This window comes from Bradyrhizobium sp. ma5 (assembly GCF_042258955.1).
In the GTDB taxonomy this organism is placed as follows: Bacteria; Pseudomonadota; Alphaproteobacteria; order Rhizobiales; family Xanthobacteraceae; genus Bradyrhizobium.
This window is the reverse complement of the sequence record NZ_CP170156.1, coordinates 4362802-4384646: the sequence shown is the minus strand read 5'-3', so window position 1 is coordinate 4384646 and position 21845 is coordinate 4362802. Positions and strand designations below refer to the sequence as shown.

Genomic DNA, 21845 nt, shown 5'->3' with positions numbered 1-21845 from the left:
CCGTCAATGTGAGATAGGCCGGTCCGTGGAGAGGGCGTCCGCGGAGGAATTGCCCACCCCCTACCCTTCAATCCCAGACGCCGCGCGTGTGCAGGCTCGCCTGCTCCTCGCGCTGCTTGTCTCGATCGTGACATGCCTTGCAGAGCGTCTGCAGGTTGCCCTCATCCCAGAACAGGCGCTCGTCGCCACGGTGCGGGATGAAATGGTCGCAGACCAGCTGCGACGTGTCGGCATCGACCCTGCCGCAGCCCTTTCGCTGGCACGTGTAGAGATCGCGCAGGAAGATGCGCAGGCGCAGCGCTCGCCAGCGGGCTAGCTTGTACCAGGCTTTCCACGGCTTCTCTGGCATGGCGTCGAAGGCCGTTTGCGTCGCCACAATTGGTCGGGCTCTCGAGGGAACTGTCCTGCAGGCGTCACGTGATCGCGAGACGAAGACAACGCATAGCGGCTATTCGGCGAATTCGCCGAACCCCCCGTATCAACCCGGTACAACTAACGCACGCTAGTTGCTAACCCCACACTCGAGCGTCGGCCTAGCCAACCACTCAGCACGGGACGCGAGGCCGTCGTTCTGGCTCGCGTTGCATCACCTCGGTGGAGCGGCGCGAGCCTCAGAAACAACAAAGCCCAGCATGAGCTGGGCTTGGAACTATTGAGGCGCGCTGCGCGCGGCCGCCTGAATCAGGCTCTGCGCTTTTAGTCGAGTTGCCGCGAATGCACCGCACCGCGAATTAGACGATCAACTCGATCTGCGTCTCGGTCAAACCGCTTACCTTGACGCCGCGCTTTCCGTCCTCGACGTAGACAGTGAGTCGCCCATTTGAGTCAATTCGCTCGATCAGCGCGCGGAAGCCGGCGAACAGGCCATCGACGATTGCGATGCGTTGATTGATCACAAGCCGCGCCTGCTTGCGCTGCGATGGCGGCAGGCCTTCGCATGCGGCGATGTCCCGCATCAGCTGCATTTCTTCCGGCTTCAGCCAACAGCGCAAAGTGCCGATCTGCAGCAGATTGTCGACGTCGTCGATCGCGCGGATCTGGTCGATCCTGCGCAGCTCGAAATCGGGAAGGAAGATCAGACCAGGCAGGAACGGCCGAACGACCTTGCGACCGAGATGCGGGCGACGCGCATCGCGACCTGACGTGCGGTTGACTACGCTAGTGACCGTCAGTGACCAACCGCTAATGCCACGCTCATCGAATGTGCGCATCACGCGCGCGTCGCGCCCGGGCGCCACGCGCAACAAATGCCAACTTGCGGGCGCCGCAGGCACCGCTCCGAACTCGTCGGATACCGAGACATAACCGACGATCTGCCCTTTGCGGTATTGCATGTTCATTCGCTCTCCCCTGCGCTTTCCCACGTTCCATCGCGCCGCGGCGGCCACGGCGATGGCACGCGGAAGCCCTGCTTTGACTTCCTCAAACGGAAATTCGGATTCGAGGCCGAGACGCCGTGAACGATGGGGTCAAACGGCTCGAGGAAGATCCGTTCGGCCTGCGGCTCGGCGCCGATCCAGATCGCCAGGCGATCGCGCCAGGCGGCAAACTGCGGTGTCCCAAGGTCGACCACCTGCCAGGCATCGCGCGCACCGGCAAACGCAGCCATTGCCACCAGGTCAGCCTGCGGCGCGAGCTGCGTCCAGACGCCCTCCCCGAGGTCCTGGTCGCGGATGGTGCGCAGCTCGCGCCGCTCAGCGATCTGCATCGCCACGGCGAGGCCCTTGAGCTCATCGCCTTGCACAAGCCGCCGTTGCGGAGGCGCGGGCTTCGCTGCCGTAGCACCAGGCGCCGGGAATTCTCGAAACCCACGCGTCCGCACCCAGAGATGAAAATTCATCGGCCGGCGCTGTTTGAGCTCGCGCAGTTTCGCCATGTAGAGCGGCACGGCATGGCCGCACCAGGATCGATCCTCCTGCGTCAGCAGACGGAACTCCTCGAGCGCCAGATCCCGCCGCATGACCTCATGGCCGACATAGCCATCGAACGCCGATGCGAACCCGGCCGGCTCGCCTTCCTCGATCGTTTTGTGATCGTCCGGAAATCCCCCGGAGGGGGACTTAGGGGGATCTTCAGGTTCAGGTTCAAAGATTAGGCCCTTACCCGAGTGGTAGGGCTGGCGGAGTCCTGGCGCAGGGCTAGCCTCCGAATTTAGCCCTATCTGGCAGGTAGGGCTAATCTCGTCCTCTCCGGCTACGGTCTCCTCGATATCGTCGGCGGCAGCTCGCCCGGCGGCGCGCGCCTCGATCAGATAGGGATCAACGTCGTACAACAGCCGGATCTTGTCAGTCGTGCGTTTGCCGCGGCCGTTGCCGTTCCTGTTCCCCTGGTCGTCGATCCATTGCTCGTGACGCGAGATCGCGCCGATCTCCTGCAGCCAGGCAAGACGCCGGCGAACGGTTTGCGGCGACAGCTCGCAGTCCTCTGCTAACGAAGGAATGCTGACGAAACAGGTGCCCTCGGCGTCGACGTAGAGCGTCAGCATACTGAGCAGAATTTTGGCTTGAATGTTTCGCAGGCGCAGGTTGCGCGCCCAGCTATGCGCCTCGTCGGCAGCGATGCGGCGCCGCCGTTTCGCGGTCGTCATGATTTCACGTCCTAAGTAGAATTCCGGGAGACGCTGACGCAACAAACACTGAGAATTTCACGGCCGCGGCTGCAGCAGACGATCGACGATGTCGCGCGCCGGCAACCGGGCGATCGCGTCGAGCTCGATCGCAACGCCAAGCCGGTCGAGCCACTCGCGGCGAAAACCGCGGCATTTGAGCCGCGGCGGATCGATGACGCCGGCAGCCAGCGCGGCGCAATCCGGGATCTCGTATTCCTCGAGCTCGCCGAGCTCGGCGCCGTGGACCACCAGCTGACAAATCACGTCGGCCAGCGTCAACGCTTGCGGCCCTCCGGCGGCCAGGCAACGGACAATCGGCCTAGCGCGATGCCGTGTCATTGTCCTCAAGCGACCGGCGTTCGATCGGGATGTCGAGGAAGCGCGCCAGGTTCATGCCGGCCTCCATGCCAGAGGAAATCCCGCGGTCGGTGTAGACGACAACGGCATCGGCGAGGTGCATCCAGGCATGCCCGGCGTTGATGCCATGGGCGCGCTCGTTCAGATCGCCGTCGTCGAGGATTCCGTCTTGCGTGTAGAGGAGATGCGATGCCAGCGGTGCCTCACCCCGCAGCAGCGCATCGCGCACGCAGGCGCGTGCATAGATGACGTTGTGCTCGACCTCGCCAGCGTATGGCGATTCCAGAATGACTCGCCGCATGTCGCGCGGTCGTAAAGTGTGATGCCTCTCGATTTTCATCGCCCCAACGCCCCTTTGTGCACCGGCTCGGCCTTCGGCACCCGGCGCAGGAACGCAGGAATATCGAGGCCGTCGTCGTTCGAATTGGCTCCAGGTCGGTTCGCCGGCGGCGCGGCTGTATCGGCGCGGCCGGCAGCGACGGCGACGCTCGAAACGACTTCCCCGATTGGCAACGAGGCAACGTCGGCCGAACGGGCTGGAGGATCGCCGCCGTGAGCTCCGGCGTCCGCAAACGGTGGGGCAACAGCCGCCTGGTTGCCCCAAGCGTCCCAGCCGGTTGGGAATGGATTGTCGGCATCAATGCGAGCAAAGAGCTCGAGCATCGGCACGCCGCCGCCCATGGCAGCGATCATGCGCCGGTAGTGTTCCGGCTTGCGCGAGTGGCCCAGCGGCCGCGATCGCTCGCGATGATTGGAGCCGAACTTTTCGCCGCTCGCCGGTTTTGGCAGGCCCTTACCGCGCTTGAACAGCAGCAGCAGCTCGTCCTGGTCGCGCACCAGTACGGCGCCGCCGGCCTCGTCGGGATGCTCGTCGTCGTTTTTGGTCCAGACGAAGGCTGTCGAATAGGCCTCAAAGCCCCATGCCAGTGCGACCGCGGACGCCAACGGCATCTGCGCGCGGACCTTGATGACCTCGCCGGTCCGCAGATCCGTCGCCTCGATCTCGGCCTCATGCCAGGCGAGCAAATGCGCGCGCGGAATCCAGAGAAACAGCCAGGCGTCCGGCAGGACCATGTCCTTAATCGGCAAATCGCAGATATCGGACCATGGCATGGTCGGATAATGGTTCTCATAGGAGCGGCTGGTGACGCCCTGGTTTCGATGCCACGGCGGATCTGCGTAAATGATCGGATACTTGCGGCCGGTCGTCTGCAATGCCGAGGCGTCAGAGAGTGCCTGCGCCACGTTGCGGCGATGCTCGCGGCCCTTTTCCTCTGCGGCTACCTTGGTCAGATCCATCGAAACGCGGCCCTTTGCTGACCGCATCTCGGTTTCGTGCTGGACGAGCGCCCCCTCGAACTCGTCGGGCTTCATGTCGGCGATCCGCTGCGCGCGCGCCGACAACTTCCTGTCAATGCCTGCCTCGGCCAATGTCGCTGGCCGGTCTACCTGTTCCCGCTCGGACTGGTAGGGCTGGCCGCCCCTTGCGAGCCCCACCGTTTTCTTTTGCTCGCGGACCAGTTCGCCGAGACGGCGCTCGGCGCGAAAGCGGATCTTCGCCGCATGGACCTGCAGCTCCACATCCTTGGCGACCAGCCCAGCAAGCCGGATCGCTTCCCATTCGTCCCGGATCTCGAGGACCTCGTCGACGGCAACGGCCTCGGCCAGGGCTCGTCGTGCAGCCTCATAGCGAACGAGCTCAGTCACGACGCTGCGCCCTCCTCGTCGTCGAGCACAATGGCGACGCCGTCGCCGCAAGGAACGACGCTGGCGACGTTGCCCTCAAGCTGGTCGAGATGCAGGCAGATCGCGTCGTCCGCGACGGCCGTCACCCTCTCGCCGTTCGCGGCGCAGAACGCCGCGAGCCGCGCGGCTGTATGCGGCCGGATCGAGATCAGCACACCCCCGCGGCCGAAACCGGCCAGCCCGCCGCCCTCCGCTACGGTCGACAGTTCGAAGCGTTCGACCAGGCGCTGCAGCCTGTTGGCGTTGTTCGGCGAGCAGTCCATCGCGGCCGCCAGCGTGCGGCGCGACGGCATCACGCCGTGCCGGCCGACAAATTCCGTGATCGCCGCCAGTGCGTCGACCATGCGCTGGGTCAGCCCCATGCCATCGGATACGGGAACGTCGGTCAAAATGGGATGTCCTCCGGTTGTGGCGGCTGGCCGAGGCCGGCTACAAGATCGCGAATGATGTCCTCGAGCGCAGGCGCGGAGCCGCGCGGGCGGCGATTGCGCGCGTTCTGCAACTTGGTCGACCAACGTAGATTGACGCGGCGGTTGTCGAGGGTCTGACCATTGATGTGGTCGACCGAATGCGAGGCCATGTAGCGGTCGCTGCGCGGGTCGCGCTTGATCTGGATCTCGCGATGCATGCGCACCGTCGATCGCGCCGGCCCTTCATTGCGCTTGGCGTAGCGCATCCAGTCGCCGCTACCGGCGTGCCACACGTTCCAGACGTTCTCGGAAAGCCAGCCGTAATCCGCGGCATCGACCAGCGCATAGACCGGCTCTCGCGCCGACAGCATTATCCGGCGCCAAGGCGTGCCAGCCAGGTCAATCAGCTCGGTCGAAACGGTTTCGATGCGCTGGCGGGCGATGGCGAAAGAGCCGTGCATCACAGCATCCCCAGCGCCTGCATGTAGGTTTCGAGGATCTGCTCGTCGGACTCGCGCTCGATCGGGTCCTGCTGCCGCAGCTTGACGATCCGCTTGATCGCCTTGGTGTCGAAGCCGCTGCCCTTCGCCTGGGCGTAGACGTCCTTGGTCGTCGGAGATCGTGCGCTTTTCTTCATTGAGGCGCTCGATGCGTTCAACGATCGATTTGAGCTGGTCCTTGGCAAAGCAGGTCGCCTGCTCGTCCTTCGCCTTGCTCATCGGCGCACCCAACGAAAACCAGTATCGGCGGCGCGTCGCCGGCCCAGGAACGGCTGCGTCGCGCAGCCGACCGCGGCAAACATCGCCACCAGCAGAATGCAGGCCATGATCACCAAAAAACGCAGATCCTCGATATCGATGTCGCCGGTCACGGCTCGATTCTCCTGTCGGTCATGCGTTCTGTTGCCCGGCGCTTTCGGTCCGAGGACCGACGCCGACCCAGTCGTTCGGCGTTACCTCGCCACCGGTCAGCTCGAAGATCGTTGCCATCGCCTTCTTGTCGGGCTCGCGTTCGCCGGCTCGGTAGCGGCGTACGGTTTCGCCACTCCAGCCGGCCCGCTTTCCGAAGCCGGCGTTGCTCTCTCTGTTAGCGATCATCCAAGGGTCAAAGCGCATAACCCCACTACGTCACCAATATGGTGATGATTCGCAAGTAATACTCACCAAAATGGTGCTATGATTGAACACCAATTTGGTGCCCATTGCCGCTATGAAGGAGAAATACCCAAACGGGCTGGCTGACGCCCTCACAAGGCGACCGGATGTAACGCAGGCAGAGCTTGCTAAAGCCGCCGGTACAAGCCCCCAGCAGATCAATCGACTGATTCACGGCGAGCGAGAGATGACGGCGCTCTGGGCCGAGCGGTTGGCCCCGGCCCTGCGCACGTCACCCGAGCGGCTGGTATTCCCCGGCCTAAGGACGTTTCGAGCGCCACTTCTATCGTGGGTCAGCGCTGGACGCCTCGCGAGCCAGGAAGGCGTCAGAAAGTCAGACGTACGAAAGTACGTTTATCTCGCTGATTTGCCAAAGGGCGATTGGATTGTCCTCGAAGTACAGGGCGACTCCATGGATCGGATCGCCCCTGACGGATCGTACATCTGTGTCAATCTGTCCGACCACCGACTGCTCACCGACAAATTCTATGTTTTCGGCACGCCGGAGGGCGACGCCACCTTCAAAAGATACCGTCACGGCAATCCGCCCCGACTGCAGCCGTTTTCTACGAATCCCGATCATGAGACCATTCAAATGTCGAGCGAGACGCTCGTCGTCGGTCGCGTCGGCCGCGTCATCAACGATTTGGGCTAATTCATCAAGGACCAATCTGGCAACACCAGAACACCATTTTAGTTATCGTCACCGTTTTGGTGATTTGAGAATTGACCAAACACCATATTGGTGAGATTTTGTTTCCCGTGAAACAAACGGGGAACCCCTATGCGACGTCCTTCCTGCAATCGCCTTCCCGCCATCAGCCGCTCAGCTGCCGCTCAAGCAAAAGTCCCTGAATACATTGATACCGCGCTGGTGAAGCCGCGTTCGCCACTGTCTCCGAGCGAGACGGTCAAGCGCATGGCCGACGATATGCGCGCCGCGTCCTACCGTGAGGGCGGCATCACCGAAGACGATCTCGAGCGGCTCGGCTTCACCCGCGCGCAAATCAAAGCCCACGTAGCGGACGCTCGTGCGCTGGCGCATCAGCTCGCCGGACCGAGCCTGTAAGAGCGGCCCTTCCCTGATGAAGCGCCTTCAACGCAATCACTACATTGCGCTCGCGCTGCTCGAATACAGCCCATTCGAGCGGCACCCGCGCGGCGGCTGGCGGTTCGGCGCCAGGAGGATCACGAGCGAAATGGCCGACCGCCTGATCGCCGGCGGTCGCGCGGAAGTCGTGGGTGACAAACTGCAACTGACGAAGCCGGGATCTCGTGCATGACCGCGCAGATCACCGAGAAACGCCTGCTCGATGCAATCGCGCTCGTTTCCGAGGTGATCATCCTGCATGGGGAGAAATATGCGCCACTACTTGATCGCCTCGAGCAAGAGCTCGAGGCGATCAAACATTACGAGAGTCCCGTCAGCCGCGCTCGGCGTCATCTTGCACGACTGGATTCGACGCAGAGCATTTAATTCCGTTTGTTTGCTGTCCGTGGGATCAGTCTGGCGATAGTGGCCGGCCACGATCCCGCGCAGCCTTCGCCCGCGCTGTGACGACGTCGTTGCAAGCGATGCATCGGTTTTCGAACAGAAGGCGGTTGTCGTGGTCCTTTTTCCATCCGCTGAGCTTCTGACATTCCCGATCGATATGTTCATTGCTGAACAGAACGTAGCTGGTTGTGTGGGCGAATTTGTTGCGAATGTCTTTGATGGCCCGCAGATCGTCGTATGTTGTTTTGTCGATCAGTTCGAAAATGTATGCGATATCGATTTTCGCAGAGAATTGACTCAGTGGCCCGTAGCCATCGAATATCTTGGCGCGCATCGTATTAGACAAAGGGCGACACACAGCGGTTAGCATATCCTCAAGATTGGCTTCCAGGCCGCCGGCCATCATGAGGGCAAATGCACCATCCAAATGCTCGCCTAGGTATTGGATGGTCTCATCAGGCGTTGCCTCCTCGATCGGGAAGTCTTCATCGGAGAGATGATGATCATCTTCGCCCATAGATCAAAGCCTTAAAGAACAAGATTGCTGCTGACGAAAAAGACCTTCATGCGTAAGGCTGCAACCCGCGATGCTTGAGGCAAGCCAGCATTCGCTGGATCTGGACATCGTTTAATCCACCGATGACAACGTTTGCCGAGCGAACGTATTCAGGGGCGACGAAGTATTTCGGTCCCCAGAGCAGCTGCATCCGACTATTGAGCGACAATGCAAAACGTGTCGGCTTGTGAAGCCCCAGCGATTTGTATTCGTTCGATGGAATGATGAGATCGGCAGCGAAATGGCTGCTATCGAATTCACCGGTACCGTACGTACAAATGACGGCGCCGAGCTGTTCTTTTTGATTGATGCGGACGTCTAACACCAGTGAGGGGCGCGCGACCGGCCCGGGCGCGAGTCCGCTCTCCGGATAAAGACACCAGACAACATCATATTGCCGAGGGAGTGTGCTAAGCGGATATCCGATATGCCCCATATAGGGGCAATATCACGACTTCCGGTTGACTGAAATCCACTCACCACTTTTAAACAGGTCAGCACACTCCGCGTTAGCGGCATCGACTTGAGCCTGTGTGGGTTCGGAGTAATCGACTTTGTACTTTCCAACTGCCGGCGCGTCGGAGCCGACGGTCAACGTATCCGCCTTTTTAGACGGACTAACCCACTCGGAAATGTCGGCAACGGTAGCCTGAAGAAAAGCCATCAGAGCGGCCATGTCGCGTCTTTCAAGCGCATTTTCTGATTCTTGATTCTGCGCATTCGAGTTAAGGAAGTCTTACGCTAGCCGTAGATCCAGTTCGATCCAACAAGGGCGGCCTCTGATGTAAGACCCTGTATTACAATTATGACCCCGGTGTGCTGCTGTCGCAACAACACAAACGGGTTACTGTGACATGCGTCACATATGATCTCGCTTCATGGTTTCAACGCCAAAACTTTGCTGCCGTTCCTTGCAGCTTCGCAGACGAACAAGAGGCGAACCTGAATGGTCGGGGCGCGTCCAACAAAATGTCCAACACGAGAATTGCCGGAGCGTCAAGTAATTGATATTGCAAGGAAATTAAAGCCAATGATGCGCAATGGCGCTCCCTAGCGGAATCGAACCGCTCTCTCCACCGTGAAAGGGTGGCGTCCTAACCGATAGACGAAGGGAGCAAAACCCCCGGCAAATCAATACGTTAGACGTTAGACATGCCGTACTGGCCGTGACCTGCAACCGGCCGCGACGGGCGAACGTATAGTGGCGATTGGCCGGACGGGCAAGCGTTCAGAACGCTTTTCCCGGACTGCCCGCCCAGGCCACCTGCGGGAGATTACCTGCACGACAATCCGGCCTCGATCGAGGTCCAGAAACCGCAATGCAGCGGCACATGCGCATGGGCCCGCGAACCGCCCCCATGAATCAGGATGGCGGCGGCAAGCGCGATGACGATGGCGGGAACAATGAGTTTTCGGAGCGACATGGGCCTGCGCATCGAACCACATCGTGGCCTAACTAAGGCCTGCAGGCCGAGTTGATGTCTGGCAACGGCGCGCTAGCGATTGGTCACGCTCGCGACGTCCTGACGATCGGTCGGCTGCGCCGCCGCCACCGCTGGCTTCTGCTTGATGCAGGTGCTGCAGATCACGAGCTTGCGCGCCAACCGGTTGTCGGCATCCTCTTCCGAAAGTTGCGTCTCTGCCGCCGCCGGTGACGCATTCCGCGCATGGCGTCGCGGCTGCGGCTGATTGGGATCCTGCCCAGCGCCATCCCAGGCCAACGGACCTGTTCCCGGCGAGGGAGCCGTCATGCTGTATTGCTGCGAGTATTGCGCGCAGGCGCCGAGCGCGATCGGAAGAAACAGCACGGCGGCCTTGCGAGCCCAGTTCCTGAATGCAGACATGATCACACTCACACGCTATTCGTACCGCGACATCAGTTCTGCGAACTAAGAGCAGAACCGCTAAGAAATCGTTCACCCTGATTGTTCCGTCGCATCCAACCGCGACCGCATCAAGACGGGATTGAGGCACCAAGACGCTAATCCGGAGTAGTCCAACCATGCCAGGCATCAACGGTCGCTTCGACGGCAAGCGCGTGCTCGCCGATCTCAACGCGCTGCGCGCGATCGGCGCCTACAGGACTGGCGTGCACAAGCCGACTTTCTCGGAGCCGCATCTGCGCTCGCTGGACTGGCTTGCGACGCACCTGCCCGATGCCGGCCTCGCCGCGACGATTGACGGCATCGGCAACGTGTTTGGCATCAGCACGAAAGCGGGACCGAAGCTGCTCGCGGGCTCGCATCTCGAAAGTCAGAACCATGCGGGCTGGCTCGATGGGCCGCTCGGCGTGATCTATGCGCTCGAAGCCGCGCGCGTCATCAACAGCGATCCCGGCATCGACGGCGCGGTCGAGGTCGCAGCATGGTGCGACGAGGAAGGACATTTCGGCAGCTTCCTCGGCAGCCGGTCGTTCGCAGGCGCGGTGACCGAGGCCGACATCGATGCGGCACGCGACCGCTCCAGCGATCGCACAATGCGCCAGGCGTTGCACGATGCGGGCTTCGCCGGCCGCCCGCGCCTCAGCGCCGAACCTCGCCGCCATATCGGTTATCTCGAAGCGCATATCGAGCAAGGCGACACGCTGGAGAGCAGCCGGCTCAAGATCGGCGTCGTCACCTCCATCGTCGGCATCTGGCAATATCGCATCACGTTCACTGGCGAGCAGAACCATGCCGGCACCACACGAATGGCCGTGCGCAAGGATGCGGGCCTAGAGCTGGCGCGGTTCTGCATCGCGATCGACGACGGCTTCCCTGCCCTGTGCGGACCGCGCACGGTCTGGACCACCGGCCGCATCACGCTGGACCCGGGCGCGCCGAGCATCATTCCAGGCCACGCCGAGATGCTGTTCCAGATCCGCGACGACAATCCCGAGGTGATCGCGCGGCTCGAGGCGCATCTGCATCGTCTGGCAGAAGATGCCACCGCGCAGGGCCGCTGCGGCGTGAAGGTCGAGCGCATCCGCACCGGCGTGCCCGCGATGATGACGCCTGCCTTCCAGGACGCGATCGAGGCCGCGAGCGCCGCCTGCGCCGGCGGCAAATCAATCCGGATGCCGAGCGGCGCCGGCCATGACGCCCAGGTCCTCGCCACCATCATGCCGGCGGCGATGCTGTTCGTGCCGTCGATCGACGGCATCAGCCATCACTGGAGCGAGAACACCCACGACGCCGACATCGTGACGGGCGCCGAGGTGTTCGTCGAAACCTGCCGCCGCCTGCTGGCAAGTTAGAGTGTTTTCAAGCGAAGTGGACACCGGTCCGCGTGAAGAAAACGCGTCAAAACAAGAATCAAGAGCTTCGGTTCTGATTCAATCAGAACCGAAAGCGCTCTAGCCACCTTGCGAACGCCGCCCCGCGGCATTGTCGCCATCAGGTTGGGCCGCGCCGATTCCGGATCTCTGCGGAGCCAACGCATGTGAGCTCTGCGCGGTCCCTCTCCGCACGGTGAAGAACACGTACAACAAGCAGACGTCGATCAGGATCGTTGCGGCCATGACGCTGTAGGCCCACGGGCTTTCCACCAGCTTCACTTCGACCAACACGCGAGACAGTCCGAATCCGACGACCCACGCATCGAAGCTCATGCAGATCCGGCGAAACGTCTCGGCATCCAGCCGCCGGATCAGCCAGGCACCGAACGGTATGCCGACGGCAACGCAGGGAACGAGCACGAACAAGATGCTCCGGCTCTCTTCGATGAACAGACCGAGCTTGTAGTACGCGATCGCGGTCAAGCCGGACTCCGTCACCCGAACCAGCGCGAGGCCGGCCCGAAACTCGTCTTTGACCAGGCCCTGATTGTTGAAAAGGATCGCCAGCGGTGGTCCCGAGATGGTCGTGACCGAGTACAGGACACCGAGCGCCGTTCCAAACGGCAAACCGACGAGCCATCTCGACTGGATCGGCCTCCGCCAACCGGCCGCCTGCAGCAGGATCAGCGGCAGAATGATCGAGTAGGTGGCGAATTTGATCCAGCCGGGTTGCAGCGACGTCAGAGCAAAGGCGCCGACTGCAATGCCGGGCAGCATGCCGATGAGAATAGGCAGCACGCGCCGCCACACGGCCGGAACGCCGCTCAGGTTGATGCACAGAACATACAGGTTGACGAAGACTTCGACGATGACGACCGCAGGATTGAGAACGCGGTTGGTATAGAAGACAAGCGCGACCGGCACGGTGAGCGAGGAAAACCCGTAACCCAGCGCACCGTTCACAAAGGCCGCAAACAGGGCGATCACGGCAAGAACGATCACAGCAGAATCAATCGAAGACATCTTTGGCTTTTACCGGATCAGTCGCTTTGCCCGCGACATTATAGCCCATGGAAACAGGCGCGGTGCCGAAACTTGCCGCCGCCACGTCGTGCCACGGCCACGCGCCGTGAGGTTCGCCCGATCCACGGGTCGACGACCTCGTCATGCCGTGAGCCACCTTGTCGATGCACCCCCATCTCACTCCGACACGCCATCGCCGCGCGGCTTGCGACATCAAAGCGAACTGGCTGGACCGACTGATCGTCACTCGATCACGGTTCGGGTACTGGGCACTGCGCCTGGAACGCCGCAGGGGCGTTTTCGCCGTCAGGAACTGCCCGGCAGCCGGTCGCCGCCCTCAGCTTTCAGCCGATCGAGGCCCGCGCCGCGTTTTCGCCGGCAACCGTGGCATATTGGACACGAGAAGTGCGTCAGCCGAGCCGATTTCCCAGTTGCCCGATTTGCAATCCGCTGAACTTGCTGCCATTTCTTCGGTACGCATCGCTTTGGTGCCGTAAAAGGGGCCGACCGGCTCATGTTGTTGCTTGAGTCGCTTCCGACTGTGATTGGCGCCGCCGCCATCGCGCCCGCCCTGCTGGTGTTGTGGCTGGTGATTGCCGCCGACGAACGCCCCGGACCGCCGGTGCAGGTGTGGCTCGCCTTCGTGCTCGGCGCGGCGAGCATCTCGCTGCTCGGCCTGGCGCGAATTCCGTTCAATGCGCTGCTCGCCATTCCCGACAATCCCTGGGCGACCCAAGCGGTGCGCGCGCTGTTCGGCGTCGCAGCGCCGGAGGAGATCGTCAAGGTTCTCGTCATCGTCGTGATCTCGACGCGCCGACGCGCCTTCGCAGATCCAATGGATACGGTGGTCTATGGCGCGGCCGCGGGCCTCGGATTTGCGGCTTACGAGAACCTCGCCTACCTCGTCCAGCACAAGGACATGTGGCGGGCGCTCGCGGCGCTGCGCAGCGTGCTCACGGTGCCGTTCCACGGCGCCCTCGGCATCATCGCCGGCGCTTACCTTGCCATTGCGCGCTCCGGCGGCGCGCTTGGCGCCTACCGCGGCCACCGCGACTGGGCGCGCATCACCAACTGGACGCTGGTGCTGGTCGCGCCGGTTTTGCTGCACGCAGCGTTCGATTTTCCGCTGCTCGCGCTGCAGCGCATTCCTGATCTCAGCTCGACCACGCACCTGCTGCTTGGTTCGGCCAGCGTGCTGATCGGCTTCTCCTCGATCGGCTTCGCAATCCGCCTGGTGCGCCGCCTCGGCAGGCATCATTCCCCGCGCACCGACGTTGCGCGCGAGCGATTGAGCCAGTTGCGGCGGATGTGGGCACTGCTCTTGGTCGGCGGTGGCACCGGCTTTGCCGGGGTCGCCTTCCTGCTCACCTCGCTGCATCACTGGTACGTCAACCCCGAGCGCAATGCGTCGTTCATCCTGGTCCCGATCGGTTTCACCTCGATCCTGATCGGACTGGCGCTGCTGATCGCGACCACTGCCGTCTATTTCCTTGGCCGCAACCGGATGCGGACCGCCGCGGAGGGCTTTCCGTCGGCGCCGGGCCAGAGCTAGGATACGCCGCACGCTCGCAGACTTGGCCGTTGCAGACTTTTCGGTTGCCGATCTGGAGAGCGGCGATGACCCTATCCAACGATCTCGGCGGGATGGGCGATCGGCCTGCTGGTCGGCCTCAATCTGACGTTCGACGGGGCGACGCTGATAGGTATGGCGTTGGCGGCGCGCAACACCTGACGGCCAACTGGCTGCCCTCGCGGATTTGGGGGGTGACAGGCAAAAATCCCTGCGCTATAGAGCCGCCCATGATCACCGTCGCAACCAGCTATTTTTGGTACTTTAGCTACGACAGCTCGCTGGCGGCAGGAGGATCGCGCTCAATCTGAAGAATTGCAGCAAACGTCCAAAACAAGCCGCCAGACCTGGCGGCTTTTTTATGCCGGCAGGTCCGAAAAATCCAAAGGAGCCAGCCGTGTTGAGTACGACAGACGATCTTCGCATCAAGGAACTGAAAGAGCTGAGTACGCCCGAAGAGGTGATGCGGGAGGTCCCGCGCACCCTGACGGCGACCCGCGTCGTGATGGGCGCCCGCAACGCCATCCACGCGATCCTCAACGGCACCGATGACCGCCTGCTGGTCGTCGTCGGCCCTTGCTCCATCCACGATCCCGCGGCGGCCGTCGATTACGCCGAGCGTCTCGCGACCTTGCGCGAACAGTTCGCCGACCGCCTCGAGATCGTGATGCGGGTCTATTTCGAGAAGCCGCGCACCACCGTGGGCTGGAAGGGTCTGATCAACGACCCCGACCTCGATAACAGCTTCGACATCAACAAGGGCCTGCGACTTGCACGCAACGTGCTGTCGGCCGTGAACAATCTCGGCCTGCCGGCCGGCACCGAATTCCTCGATATGACGACGCCGCAATACATCGCCGATCTGGTCTCGTGGGCCGCGATCGGCGCGCGCACCACCGAGAGCCAGATCCATCGCGAGCTGGCGTCCGGCCTGTCCTGCCCGGTCGGCTTCAAGAACAGCACCGACGGTGGTGTGCGCATTGCGGCGGACGCGGTGAAATCAGCGTCGCACCCGCATCACTTCATGGCGGTCACCAAGGGCGGCCGTTCGGCGATCGCTGCGACCAGCGGCAACGAGGACTGCCACGTCATCCTGCGCGGCGGCCGGGCACCGAACTATGATGCAGCGAGCGTCGATGCGGCCGCCGCCGAGCTCGGCCACGCCGGTGTCGCGCCTCGGCTGATGATCGACACCAGCCACGCCAACAGCAGCAAGAAGCCGGAGAACCAGCCGCTGGTTGCCGCTGACATCGCCCAGCAGGTCGCAAGCGGCGAACAGCGCATCATCGGCGTGATGATCGAGAGCAACCTTGTCGCGGGACGCCAGGACGTCGTGCCGGGCAAGCCGCTGACCTACGGCCAGAGCATCACCGACGGCTGCATCGACCTCGCGACGACGGCTGACGTCTTGAAGCAGCTGGCCGATGCCGTCGACGCGAGGCGCAGCGTGCGGCGTGACGGTCTGCAGGAGCGTTCGGCCTGACGCGGCCGGACGGATTGAGCGCTTGCTAGCGGTGCGCACCAGATCGCGCTCCGCTAGCTCTCCGGGGCATTGGCGAGTTGGTACCCGTTCCAGCGCGAGGCGCACAATTGGGGTGCCATACGACGGGTTTAGGGTGTCTAATGGCCGCTGGGCTCTGGATCGGAAAAGGAGTTCCGAATGGGCGTAAACATCGAGCAGAAGAGCTACGAGATGCCCCCCGCAGGAGGGGATCAGTATAGCGCAATTTCTCACCGTTGCCGACATCGAGCGATCGGCTCGCTACTACGAAAAGGTTTTCGACGCACGCATTCTGAGCCTCGGAGACGGCAACGCGCCAGGGTACCTTCAGCTCGCAAATATCTGGATGATTTTGAACGTCGGGGGCGGACCCACACCGGACAAGCCGACGGTATCGCTCAGCGTTCCGGACCCGAACCACATCAACAGTTTCCTGAATATCCGCGTTGCGGACATTCAAGCCTGCTATCACCTATGGAAAGGTCGAGGAGCCGAGTTCATCACGGAGCCGTTGGAGAAGTACGGCGAGTGGCGCTGCTACATCCGTGATCCCGATGGCTATCTTATCGAGGTGGGACAGAGCACCACCCTCAAGTATGGCTAGCCGATCGCCCAGAGTGAGGATTTAGCGCTTTCGAACGGCGCAGGAGGGGGCGTAAAGCTTTGCCCCCACACCTTGTCGCGTGATGCCTGTGCCGCTCAGCGCAAATCCGGCACCGTGCCGGCGCTGCTGCTGGCCTAGCAGCCGCGGCAGATGCTCTTGATCTTCTTGTCGAGCGCAGCGTCTTCCTTGTTCGCCGTGCTGTTCGGATCGCTGATATTCTTCTCGTTGCCAACGTCGCCGCGGCGTGGCTGACGATGTCCGACCGGCGCCTCCGGCAGCGGCGCATTCTTCTGCATGGAGGACGAACCGCCCTGTTGCTGCGCCCATGCCTGGGACGTTCCAACCTGGGGCGCTCCAACCATCATCAGAGCCATCAACAAAACAGTCTTCCGCATCTCGCGTCTCCGCTTCTCAACCCTATTGCGCCCGTTCCGGCACCGCGACGGTAGCACAGTTGCGTCGCCCCTGCGCTGCGCAATCCTGAACCTTCCGTATATCGGCCATCGTGCCAAGGAGCCAGATTCCCGCCGCGACCAGCGCCACAAAGAAGCCGAACATCACAGCATTTTCCATGCTGCGGCTGCCCTCGTCGTCGGGCGGCTCCTGCCGTCCGTCCCCGGCCCCGCTCATCGCGGCTCACGGTTGCGGCGGGTAAAGATGAACGTCACCGCAATAATCGACGATACGGTACTGCCGTTCCAGCGGATCTTCACCTTCGCGGGAAGCCGGCTGCGACAAATAGGTCGGGCCGATCGGCGCCTTGCCGTAGCCGCCGGGGATGTCGAGCACGTAATCCGGCTGGCACAGTCCGGAGACGCGCCCGCGCAACGCCCGCATCAATTCCTGCCCGGCTTCGATCGTGGTGCGCAAATGCGCGGTGCCGGGTGCAAGGTCGCCGTGATGCAGATAATAGGGCTTGATCCGGCATTCGACGAAAGCGCGCATCAGCGCCGCGAGCGTCGCAGCATCGTCGTTGACGCCGCGCAGCAGGACGGACTGGCTCACCAACGGGATGCCGGCGTCGGCAAGGCGCGCGCAGGCGGCGCGGGCATTGGCGCCCAGCTCGCGCGGATGGTTGGCGTGGATCGCGATCCAGGTCGTCGCCCCCGCAACCCGCAGCGCCGCGATCATGTCCGAATTGATGCGTTCGGGATCGGCGATCGGTACACGGCTGTGTAGGCGGATGATCTTCACATGATCGATGCCGGCGAGATCGGCCATGATCTCGGACAGCCGGCGCGGCGACAGCATCAAGGGATCGCCGCCGGTCAGGATGACTTCCCAGACTTCTTGATGGGTACGGATGTACTCCAGTCCCGCGCGGTAGGCGTCGTCGGACAAGGCCGAGGCCTTGCCCGGCCCGACCATTTCGCGCCGGAAACAGAACCGGCAATAGACCGCGCAGACATGGACGAGCTTGAACAACACCCTGTCCGGATAGCGATGCACGATGCCTGCGACCGGCGAATGTGCATCGTCGCCGATCGGATCGGCGTTCTCGCCCGGCTGCTCCACGAGCTCGTCAGCGCTCGGGATGAACTGCCGCGCGATCGGGTCGTTGGCGTCGGCTGGATCGATCAGCGCCGCGAGCTCCGGCGTCACCGCGACCGCGTAGCGCGCAGCCACCTGTTCGAGCTCGGCGAGTGCTGCGACCGGCAGGAGGCCGGCATCGGCCAGCTCGCGCGGCTGGCGCAGCGTTGCCGCCAGTTTCGGATCGATCCTGTTCATGTCTCTCCTGCAGGCGGCGTCCAGACCACCTGGTCAACTCGTGGCGCGCCGCTCGCCAGCATCACCAGCCGGTCGAAGCCGAGCGCGACGCCGCTCGCCTCGGGCATCTGGCTGACGGCGGCAAGGAAATCGTCGTCGAGCGGATAGCGCTCGCCGTAGCGGCGGGCCTTCTCGTCCATCGCTACGGTGAAACGATGGCGCTGCTCGGCCGCGTCGGTCAACTCGCCAAAGCCGTTGGCAAGCTCGACCCCGCAGGCATAGACCTCGAACCGCTCGGCGACGCGAGGCTCGCCGGCCTTCGTGCGCGCCAGCGCGGCCTCGGGCGACGGGTATTCGAACAGCACCGTCAGGCGGCCCTGTCCGAGATTGGGCTCGACATGCTCGACCAGCACCTTGCTGAAGATGTCCGACCAGGTGTCGTCATCGGCGATCCGCACCCGCTCGCGCGCGGCCGACGCCAGCGCCGCGCGGTCGCCCTCGCCACCCGATATCGTCGCCAGCAGGTCGATGCCGGCGAAGCGCTCGAAACCTGCGGCAACCGTCAGCAGCTCCGGCTCGGCAAAGGGGTCGGCGATCTTGCCGCGGAAGGAAAACCGACCAATCCCGGTCGCCTGCGCGGCATGGGCGATCACGACGATCGTGTCGGCCATGATGGCGTCATAACCGGCATTGGCGCGATACCATTCCAGCATGGTGAATTCGGGCAGATGCAGGTCGCCGCGCTCGCGATCGCGGAACACCCGCGCGAACTCGTAGATCCTGGGCTCGCCGGCCGCGAGCAGCTTCTTGCAGGCGAACTCGGGAGAGGTGCGCAGATAGCGTGGCGCCGATGCGCCATCGGCCTGCCTGAGTTCGGTACGGGGGGCGTGCAGATGGGTCTCATTGCCCGGCGAGATCTGCAGGATGGCGGTCTCGACCTCGGCAAAGCCCTGCTCCTCGAACCAGGCCCGGAGCGCCCGCGTGATCGCGGTCCGCGCCTGCAGGAACGGCCTGCGGTCGGCGTAGCGCGACGGCGTCCACCAGGGCGATGGCTGGTCATGGGTTGTCATCGGCCGGCCGGCCCTGCGGATGCTGATTCAACATTAGCAAGCCACCGCCCCGAATGAAGAGCCGGGCGCAAATCCTTGATTCCATACAAATACATGGTCGGCACGGCCTTGGTCTCAGTGAAACGCGGCAAAGCGTGTCCCTTCTTGTCGAAAGAAGCCGGCATTGTCCATGTGCAGCCTCGGCTCAACCCGCGCAAGCAGCCCGAATTCGGGCGGCGGGAACGGCCGGCAAACTGCCGAATTCGGCCGCAAAAGGCTGGCATCTCAGGGACAAATCAGTATGTTGCAGCCCGAAATCGCCGCCACGGCCGAGGGGCTGCCGGTCCGGTTTGCGCCCCCGCTTCTCAAATTCAGGAAAACACCTTTGAAAGTCATCGCCAGTTCCATCCGCAAGGGCAACATCATCGAGCAGGATGGCAAGCTCTATGTGGTCCTCTCCGCCGAAAACATTCATCCCGGCAAGGGCACCCCCGTCAGCCAGATCGAAATGCGCCGCATCGGCGACGGCGTGAAGGTGTCGGAGCGCTACAAGACCACCGACCAGGTCGAGAAGGCCACCGTCGAGGACCACAATTACAACTACCTCTATGAAGACGCCGACGGCTTCCACTTCATGAACAACGACAACTACGACCAGGTCCAGGTCTCCAAGGAGATCGTCGGTTCGTCGTCGCCGTATTTGCAGGAGAACATGACCGTGAAGCTGTCGATGCACGACGGCAATCCGGTCGCGATCCAGCTGCCGCAGCGCGTGACGCTGGAAGTGGTGGAGACCGAGCCCGTGACCAAGGGGCAGACCGCCTCGTCGTCGTACAAGCCCGCGATGCTGTCCAACGGCATCCGCACCGGCGTGCCGCCGCACGTTGCCACCGGCACGCGCATCGTCGTCATGACCGAGGACGGCTCCTACGTCGAGCGCGCCAAGGATTAAGAGGAAGGATTGAGCAGAAGGATTGAGCGCCGAACGCGCGGTGGCAGTCGTGATGAATCATCACCGCGCATCAGGTTGTTGTTCAAGCTCAAATTTTCCGGAAAACTGCTACGCACTTTTCCGGAACTTGCTCTAATCTCTTGCGATCAGCCATGAATCGGGGAGTGCAGTGAACAGGAAGGTCGTCAGCTTCATCAGTTGCTGGCTGGCAGCCCTGCTCTTGCCTCCTCCCGGCGCTCATGCCGACGAATTCCGGACGCCCTCGATCTCGGCCATGCGGGTCGAATGGCGCTCCGTGCTCGACCAGCTCCGGCAAGAGATCACCACCCATCCGGCCATCGCCTCCAGCTTCACCTTCGCCGGACAACGCCGCGTCCCGGCCACCGATCCGCGGTCAACGCCCGCGCTGGTGCAGCTGAACGCGGTGACGTCACCGCTGTTCCCCGGCATTGCGCAGAGCCCGATCCCGGTGCTGCTGCCTTTCGACCCCGCAAGCTATCTCGACGCACGACAGAACGGCGCAGCGGCCGGCCTGTCGGTCGCACGCTACCAGGCCGACTTCCGCGCGGCCGATGTCTTCCATGCCGGCGCGTCCGGCTATGACGCGGTGTTCTCGCTCGACCCGGGTGCCGGCGACGGCATGCCGCCGCGGACGTTTGCAAAGCCGGTCGAGGTGCAGATCTCGGGCTCGATTCTGGTCTACGACCTCGCCGACCGGCTCGCCGGCAAGGGCGAGCCGGTCAAGACGCTGGCCGCGCAGTTTCCCGACCTGCGCCGCTTCATCCGCGAAGGCTACGTCCGCTACGCCTTCACCCGCTTCGGTATTCCCTATGTCGTCTCGATCCAGTGCCTCGACAGCGCGCCGCGGCCGAAGCGGCTGGCCTGCCGCGAGGCCTATCCGGTGGCCGAGCGCTTCCTGAAGGCGTTGCGCATCGCCGGCGGCCAACCGTCGCGGCCGCGCAGCGACATCACCTCCGGCATCGCCGAACGGCCGATGGTTCAATCGGCTGACTTCACCTACCGCCCGAGCGGCGACATCGTCGCGGGCAGCGGCGGCCGCAGGCAGCAAGGTGGCCACGCCGACTTCACGGTGTACTCGCAGATCCGCTTTCCGCTCGACAAGGCGCCGGCCTTCGCGCACTCGCAATCCTTCGCCAGGCGCAAGGCGGGCGCGACCGTCGACGAATATCCCTGGCAGGACAATTTCTGCGAGGCGCGCAGCTTCGAGGTCGGCCAATGCGCCAGCGGCTACGGCCATCAGGGCCAGGATATCAGGCCGGGCGCGTGTCCGGCCGACAGCAAGGACGGTTGCGATCCCAGGCAGCAGGCGGTCGTCGCGGTGCGCGACAGTATCGTGATCCGCTCGACGCAGCAGCAGGCCGCGACATTGCAGGTCAACACAAGCACCGAGCACGTCCGCTTCCGCTACATGCACATGAACCCGTCCGTGATGGATGCCGACGGCGTGCTCAACGGACGCCGCCTCAGCGAGGGCGAGAAGATCGGCGTGGTCTCCAACTATCTCGACCATCCCAACGGCACGTCACGGCACCTGCATTTCGACGTGCAGGTGTTCACGCGCGACGGCTGGCTCTGGGTCAATCCCTACACCACGCTGGTGTCGGCCTATGAGCGGCTGATCCGCGGCCGCGGCCGCGAGATCGGACCGGAGCCCGGACCTGCGGCCGCGGTGGCGCACGCCCTGCCCGACGACGTCGTGCATCGCATCGACACCCAGGAAGGCGGCGGCAATTAGGGCGAGCGACGCGGACACCGATTCGGGGCGCGCACTGCCAAAATATCGAAAACAACCCCATGCAAAGGTGCCGGCGGCTGCCGTCAGCAGGCACGACAACT

Annotated in this window: 29 protein-coding genes, 1 tRNA gene and 2 pseudogenes; 11 read left to right on the top strand and 21 right to left on the bottom strand. The window is 63.1% G+C overall.

Going from position 1 to position 21845, the window contains the following annotated elements:
- Positions 1-67: 67 nt before the first annotated feature.
- From ACE103_RS20150 to ACE103_RS20100, 11 genes and pseudogenes are all read right to left on the bottom strand, one after another.
- Positions 68-376, bottom strand: coding sequence for an HNH endonuclease (locus ACE103_RS20150; RefSeq protein ID WP_375780854.1), 309 nt, complete (start codon positions 374-376; stop codon positions 68-70).
- Positions 377-731: 355 nt separating this feature from the next.
- Positions 732-1364, bottom strand: coding sequence for a transcription termination/antitermination protein NusG (locus ACE103_RS20145; protein ID WP_375780853.1), 633 nt, complete (start codon positions 1362-1364; stop codon positions 732-734).
- The gene (locus tag ACE103_RS20140; protein WP_375780852.1) at positions 1337-2587 is read right to left on the bottom strand and encodes a helix-turn-helix domain-containing protein; all 1251 of its coding nucleotides are present in this window, start codon (positions 2585-2587) and stop codon (positions 1337-1339) included. Before ACE103_RS20140 ends, ACE103_RS20145 begins: the two co-directional genes overlap by 28 nt.
- 57 nt (positions 2588-2644) lie before the next feature.
- Entirely contained in the window at positions 2645-2887 is a 243-nt protein-coding gene (locus ACE103_RS20135; RefSeq protein ID WP_375780851.1) for a hypothetical protein, read from the bottom strand.
- Positions 2888-2927: 40 nt separating this feature from the next.
- Positions 2928-3266 carry a hypothetical protein gene (locus tag ACE103_RS20130; RefSeq protein ID WP_375780850.1) on the bottom strand — a complete coding sequence of 113 codons (339 nt, stop codon included), beginning with the start codon at positions 3264-3266 and terminating at the stop codon, positions 2928-2930.
- Between the two features lie 35 nt (positions 3267-3301).
- Positions 3302-4546: a hypothetical protein gene (locus ACE103_RS20125; RefSeq protein WP_375780849.1), complete on the bottom strand. Its 1245-nt coding sequence runs from the start codon at positions 4544-4546 to the stop codon at positions 3302-3304.
- 122 nt (positions 4547-4668) lie between these two features.
- Positions 4669-5100 carry an ABC transporter permease gene (locus ACE103_RS20120; protein ID WP_375780848.1) on the bottom strand — a complete coding sequence of 144 codons (432 nt, stop codon included), beginning with the start codon at positions 5098-5100 and terminating at the stop codon, positions 4669-4671.
- Positions 5097-5582 carry an HNH endonuclease gene (locus ACE103_RS20115; protein ID WP_375780847.1) on the bottom strand — a complete coding sequence of 162 codons (486 nt, stop codon included), beginning with the start codon at positions 5580-5582 and terminating at the stop codon, positions 5097-5099. The genes ACE103_RS20120 and ACE103_RS20115 overlap by 4 nt, the downstream gene beginning before the upstream one ends.
- Positions 5582-5840, bottom strand: a pseudogene (locus ACE103_RS20110) (DUF2312 domain-containing protein). The gene ACE103_RS20115 and the pseudogene ACE103_RS20110 overlap by 1 nt, the downstream one beginning before the upstream one ends.
- Positions 5837-5992 (bottom strand): hypothetical protein, encoded by a 156-nt coding sequence (locus tag ACE103_RS20105; RefSeq protein WP_375780846.1) that lies wholly within the window; start codon positions 5990-5992, stop codon positions 5837-5839. Before ACE103_RS20105 ends, ACE103_RS20110 begins: the two are co-directional and overlap by 4 nt.
- A 19-nt stretch (positions 5993-6011) precedes the next feature.
- Positions 6012-6218, bottom strand: coding sequence for a hypothetical protein (locus ACE103_RS20100; RefSeq protein WP_375780845.1), 207 nt, complete (start codon positions 6216-6218; stop codon positions 6012-6014).
- 82 nt (positions 6219-6300) lie between these two features.
- On the opposite strand from ACE103_RS20100, the gene ACE103_RS20095 reads away from it, so the two are divergent.
- From ACE103_RS20095 to ACE103_RS20080, 4 genes are all read left to right on the top strand, one after another.
- Positions 6301-6930, top strand: a complete 630-nt coding sequence (locus tag ACE103_RS20095; RefSeq protein WP_375780844.1) for a LexA family protein — start codon at positions 6301-6303, stop codon at positions 6928-6930.
- 264 nt (positions 6931-7194) lie between these two features.
- A complete protein-coding gene (locus tag ACE103_RS20090; protein WP_375780843.1) occupies positions 7195-7344 on the top strand; it encodes a hypothetical protein in 150 nt (49 codons plus the stop codon).
- A 16-nt stretch (positions 7345-7360) separates the two neighbouring features.
- Positions 7361-7558, top strand: a complete 198-nt coding sequence (locus ACE103_RS20085) for a hypothetical protein (protein WP_375780842.1) — start codon at positions 7361-7363, stop codon at positions 7556-7558.
- Complete coding sequence (locus tag ACE103_RS20080; RefSeq protein ID WP_375780841.1) at positions 7555-7752, top strand: hypothetical protein; 198 nt, start codon at positions 7555-7557, stop codon at positions 7750-7752. Before ACE103_RS20085 ends, ACE103_RS20080 begins: the two co-directional genes overlap by 4 nt.
- 25 nt (positions 7753-7777) lie before the next feature.
- Here the strand turns inward: ACE103_RS20080 and ACE103_RS20075 are convergent, their stop codons facing one another.
- From ACE103_RS20075 to ACE103_RS20055, 5 genes are all read right to left on the bottom strand, one after another.
- Entirely contained in the window at positions 7778-8287 is a 510-nt protein-coding gene (locus tag ACE103_RS20075) for a hypothetical protein (protein ID WP_375780840.1), read from the bottom strand.
- 46 nt (positions 8288-8333) lie between these two features.
- Positions 8334-8762: a hypothetical protein gene (locus ACE103_RS20070; protein ID WP_375780839.1), complete on the bottom strand. Its 429-nt coding sequence runs from the start codon at positions 8760-8762 to the stop codon at positions 8334-8336.
- A gap of 12 nt (positions 8763-8774) precedes the next feature.
- The gene (locus ACE103_RS20065) at positions 8775-9002 is read right to left on the bottom strand and encodes a hypothetical protein (RefSeq protein WP_375780838.1); all 228 of its coding nucleotides are present in this window, start codon (positions 9000-9002) and stop codon (positions 8775-8777) included.
- Between the two features lie 365 nt (positions 9003-9367).
- Positions 9368-9442: transfer RNA gene (locus tag ACE103_RS20060), tRNA-Glu, on the bottom strand.
- Positions 9443-9822: 380 nt separating this feature from the next.
- Positions 9823-10170 (bottom strand): hypothetical protein, encoded by a 348-nt coding sequence (locus ACE103_RS20055; protein WP_375780837.1) that lies wholly within the window; start codon positions 10168-10170, stop codon positions 9823-9825.
- 158 nt (positions 10171-10328) lie between these two features.
- On the opposite strand from ACE103_RS20055, the gene ACE103_RS20050 reads away from it, so the two are divergent.
- Entirely contained in the window at positions 10329-11561 is a 1233-nt protein-coding gene (locus ACE103_RS20050; RefSeq protein ID WP_375780836.1) for a Zn-dependent hydrolase, read from the top strand.
- Positions 11562-11660: 99 nt separating this feature from the next.
- On the opposite strand, the gene ACE103_RS20045 is transcribed toward ACE103_RS20050, so the two are convergent.
- The gene (locus ACE103_RS20045) at positions 11661-12605 is read right to left on the bottom strand and encodes a sulfite exporter TauE/SafE family protein (RefSeq protein WP_375780835.1); all 945 of its coding nucleotides are present in this window, start codon (positions 12603-12605) and stop codon (positions 11661-11663) included.
- 514 nt (positions 12606-13119) lie between these two features.
- On the opposite strand from ACE103_RS20045, the gene ACE103_RS20040 reads away from it, so the two are divergent.
- The 4 genes and pseudogenes from ACE103_RS20040 to ACE103_RS20025 all read left to right on the top strand — a co-directional run bounded on the left by ACE103_RS20040 (position 13120) and on the right by ACE103_RS20025 (position 16280).
- On the top strand, positions 13120-14157 hold the full coding sequence (locus ACE103_RS20040; RefSeq protein WP_375780834.1) for a PrsW family glutamic-type intramembrane protease: 1038 nt from the start codon (positions 13120-13122) through the stop codon (positions 14155-14157).
- Positions 14158-14241: 84 nt separating this feature from the next.
- Positions 14242-14337 (top strand): annotated as a pseudogene (locus tag ACE103_RS20035) (HdeD family acid-resistance protein); the annotation flags it as partial.
- A gap of 235 nt (positions 14338-14572) precedes the next feature.
- Positions 14573-15658, top strand: a complete 1086-nt coding sequence (locus ACE103_RS20030; RefSeq protein WP_375780833.1) for a 3-deoxy-7-phosphoheptulonate synthase — start codon at positions 14573-14575, stop codon at positions 15656-15658.
- A gap of 229 nt (positions 15659-15887) precedes the next feature.
- A complete protein-coding gene (locus tag ACE103_RS20025) occupies positions 15888-16280 on the top strand; it encodes a VOC family protein (RefSeq protein ID WP_375781147.1) in 393 nt (130 codons plus the stop codon).
- 134 nt (positions 16281-16414) lie between these two features.
- On the opposite strand, the gene ACE103_RS20020 is transcribed toward ACE103_RS20025, so the two are convergent.
- The 4 genes from ACE103_RS20020 to epmA form a co-directional block, all read right to left on the bottom strand.
- Entirely contained in the window at positions 16415-16675 is a 261-nt protein-coding gene (locus tag ACE103_RS20020; RefSeq protein ID WP_092113899.1) for a hypothetical protein, read from the bottom strand.
- Between the two features lie 22 nt (positions 16676-16697).
- The gene (locus ACE103_RS20015) at positions 16698-16853 is read right to left on the bottom strand and encodes a hypothetical protein (protein WP_375780832.1); all 156 of its coding nucleotides are present in this window, start codon (positions 16851-16853) and stop codon (positions 16698-16700) included.
- 63 nt (positions 16854-16916) lie between these two features.
- The gene (locus tag ACE103_RS20010; protein WP_375780831.1) at positions 16917-18008 is read right to left on the bottom strand and encodes a lysine-2,3-aminomutase-like protein; all 1092 of its coding nucleotides are present in this window, start codon (positions 18006-18008) and stop codon (positions 16917-16919) included.
- Positions 18005-19057, bottom strand: coding sequence for an EF-P lysine aminoacylase EpmA (gene epmA / locus ACE103_RS20005; protein ID WP_375780830.1), 1053 nt, complete (start codon positions 19055-19057; stop codon positions 18005-18007). Before epmA ends, ACE103_RS20010 begins: the two co-directional genes overlap by 4 nt.
- A gap of 364 nt (positions 19058-19421) precedes the next feature.
- Between epmA and efp the strand changes: the two genes are divergently transcribed.
- Together efp and ACE103_RS19995 are read left to right on the top strand one after the other, a co-directional pair.
- Positions 19422-19988 carry an elongation factor P gene (gene efp, locus ACE103_RS20000; protein ID WP_223967813.1) on the top strand — a complete coding sequence of 189 codons (567 nt, stop codon included), beginning with the start codon at positions 19422-19424 and terminating at the stop codon, positions 19986-19988.
- Positions 19989-20157: 169 nt separating this feature from the next.
- Positions 20158-21744: a M23 family peptidase gene (locus ACE103_RS19995; RefSeq protein ID WP_375780829.1), complete on the top strand. Its 1587-nt coding sequence runs from the start codon at positions 20158-20160 to the stop codon at positions 21742-21744.
- Positions 21745-21845: the final 101 nt, after the last annotated feature.

Coding starts and splice junctions, on each gene's coding strand:
- ACE103_RS20140 (WP_375780852.1), bottom strand. CDS start 2,587: ATGACGACCGCGAAACGGCGGCGCCGCATCGCTGCCGACGAGGCGCAT.
- ACE103_RS20130 (WP_375780850.1), bottom strand. CDS start 3,266: ATGCGGCGAGTCATTCTGGAATCGCCATACGCTGGCGAGGTCGAGCAC.
- ACE103_RS20115 (WP_375780847.1), bottom strand. CDS start 5,582: ATGCACGGCTCTTTCGCCATCGCCCGCCAGCGCATCGAAACCGTTTCG.
- ACE103_RS20100 (WP_375780845.1), bottom strand. CDS start 6,218: ATGATCGCTAACAGAGAGAGCAACGCCGGCTTCGGAAAGCGGGCCGGC.
- ACE103_RS20090 (WP_375780843.1), top strand. CDS start 7,195: ATGGCCGACGATATGCGCGCCGCGTCCTACCGTGAGGGCGGCATCACC.
- ACE103_RS20085 (WP_375780842.1), top strand. CDS start 7,361: ATGAAGCGCCTTCAACGCAATCACTACATTGCGCTCGCGCTGCTCGAA.
- ACE103_RS20080 (WP_375780841.1), top strand. CDS start 7,555: ATGACCGCGCAGATCACCGAGAAACGCCTGCTCGATGCAATCGCGCTC.
- ACE103_RS20075 (WP_375780840.1), bottom strand. CDS start 8,287: ATGGGCGAAGATGATCATCATCTCTCCGATGAAGACTTCCCGATCGAG.
- ACE103_RS20070 (WP_375780839.1), bottom strand. CDS start 8,762: ATGGGGCATATCGGATATCCGCTTAGCACACTCCCTCGGCAATATGAT.
- ACE103_RS20065 (WP_375780838.1), bottom strand. CDS start 9,002: ATGGCCGCTCTGATGGCTTTTCTTCAGGCTACCGTTGCCGACATTTCC.
- ACE103_RS20055 (WP_375780837.1), bottom strand. CDS start 10,170: ATGTCTGCATTCAGGAACTGGGCTCGCAAGGCCGCCGTGCTGTTTCTT.
- ACE103_RS20050 (WP_375780836.1), top strand. CDS start 10,329: ATGCCAGGCATCAACGGTCGCTTCGACGGCAAGCGCGTGCTCGCCGAT.
- ACE103_RS20045 (WP_375780835.1), bottom strand. CDS start 12,605: ATGTCTTCGATTGATTCTGCTGTGATCGTTCTTGCCGTGATCGCCCTG.
- ACE103_RS20040 (WP_375780834.1), top strand. CDS start 13,120: ATGTTGTTGCTTGAGTCGCTTCCGACTGTGATTGGCGCCGCCGCCATC.
- ACE103_RS20020 (WP_092113899.1), bottom strand. CDS start 16,675: ATGCGGAAGACTGTTTTGTTGATGGCTCTGATGATGGTTGGAGCGCCC.
- ACE103_RS20015 (WP_375780832.1), bottom strand. CDS start 16,853: ATGGAAAATGCTGTGATGTTCGGCTTCTTTGTGGCGCTGGTCGCGGCG.
- ACE103_RS20010 (WP_375780831.1), bottom strand. CDS start 18,008: ATGAACAGGATCGATCCGAAACTGGCGGCAACGCTGCGCCAGCCGCGC.
- epmA (WP_375780830.1), bottom strand. CDS start 19,057: ATGACAACCCATGACCAGCCATCGCCCTGGTGGACGCCGTCGCGCTAC.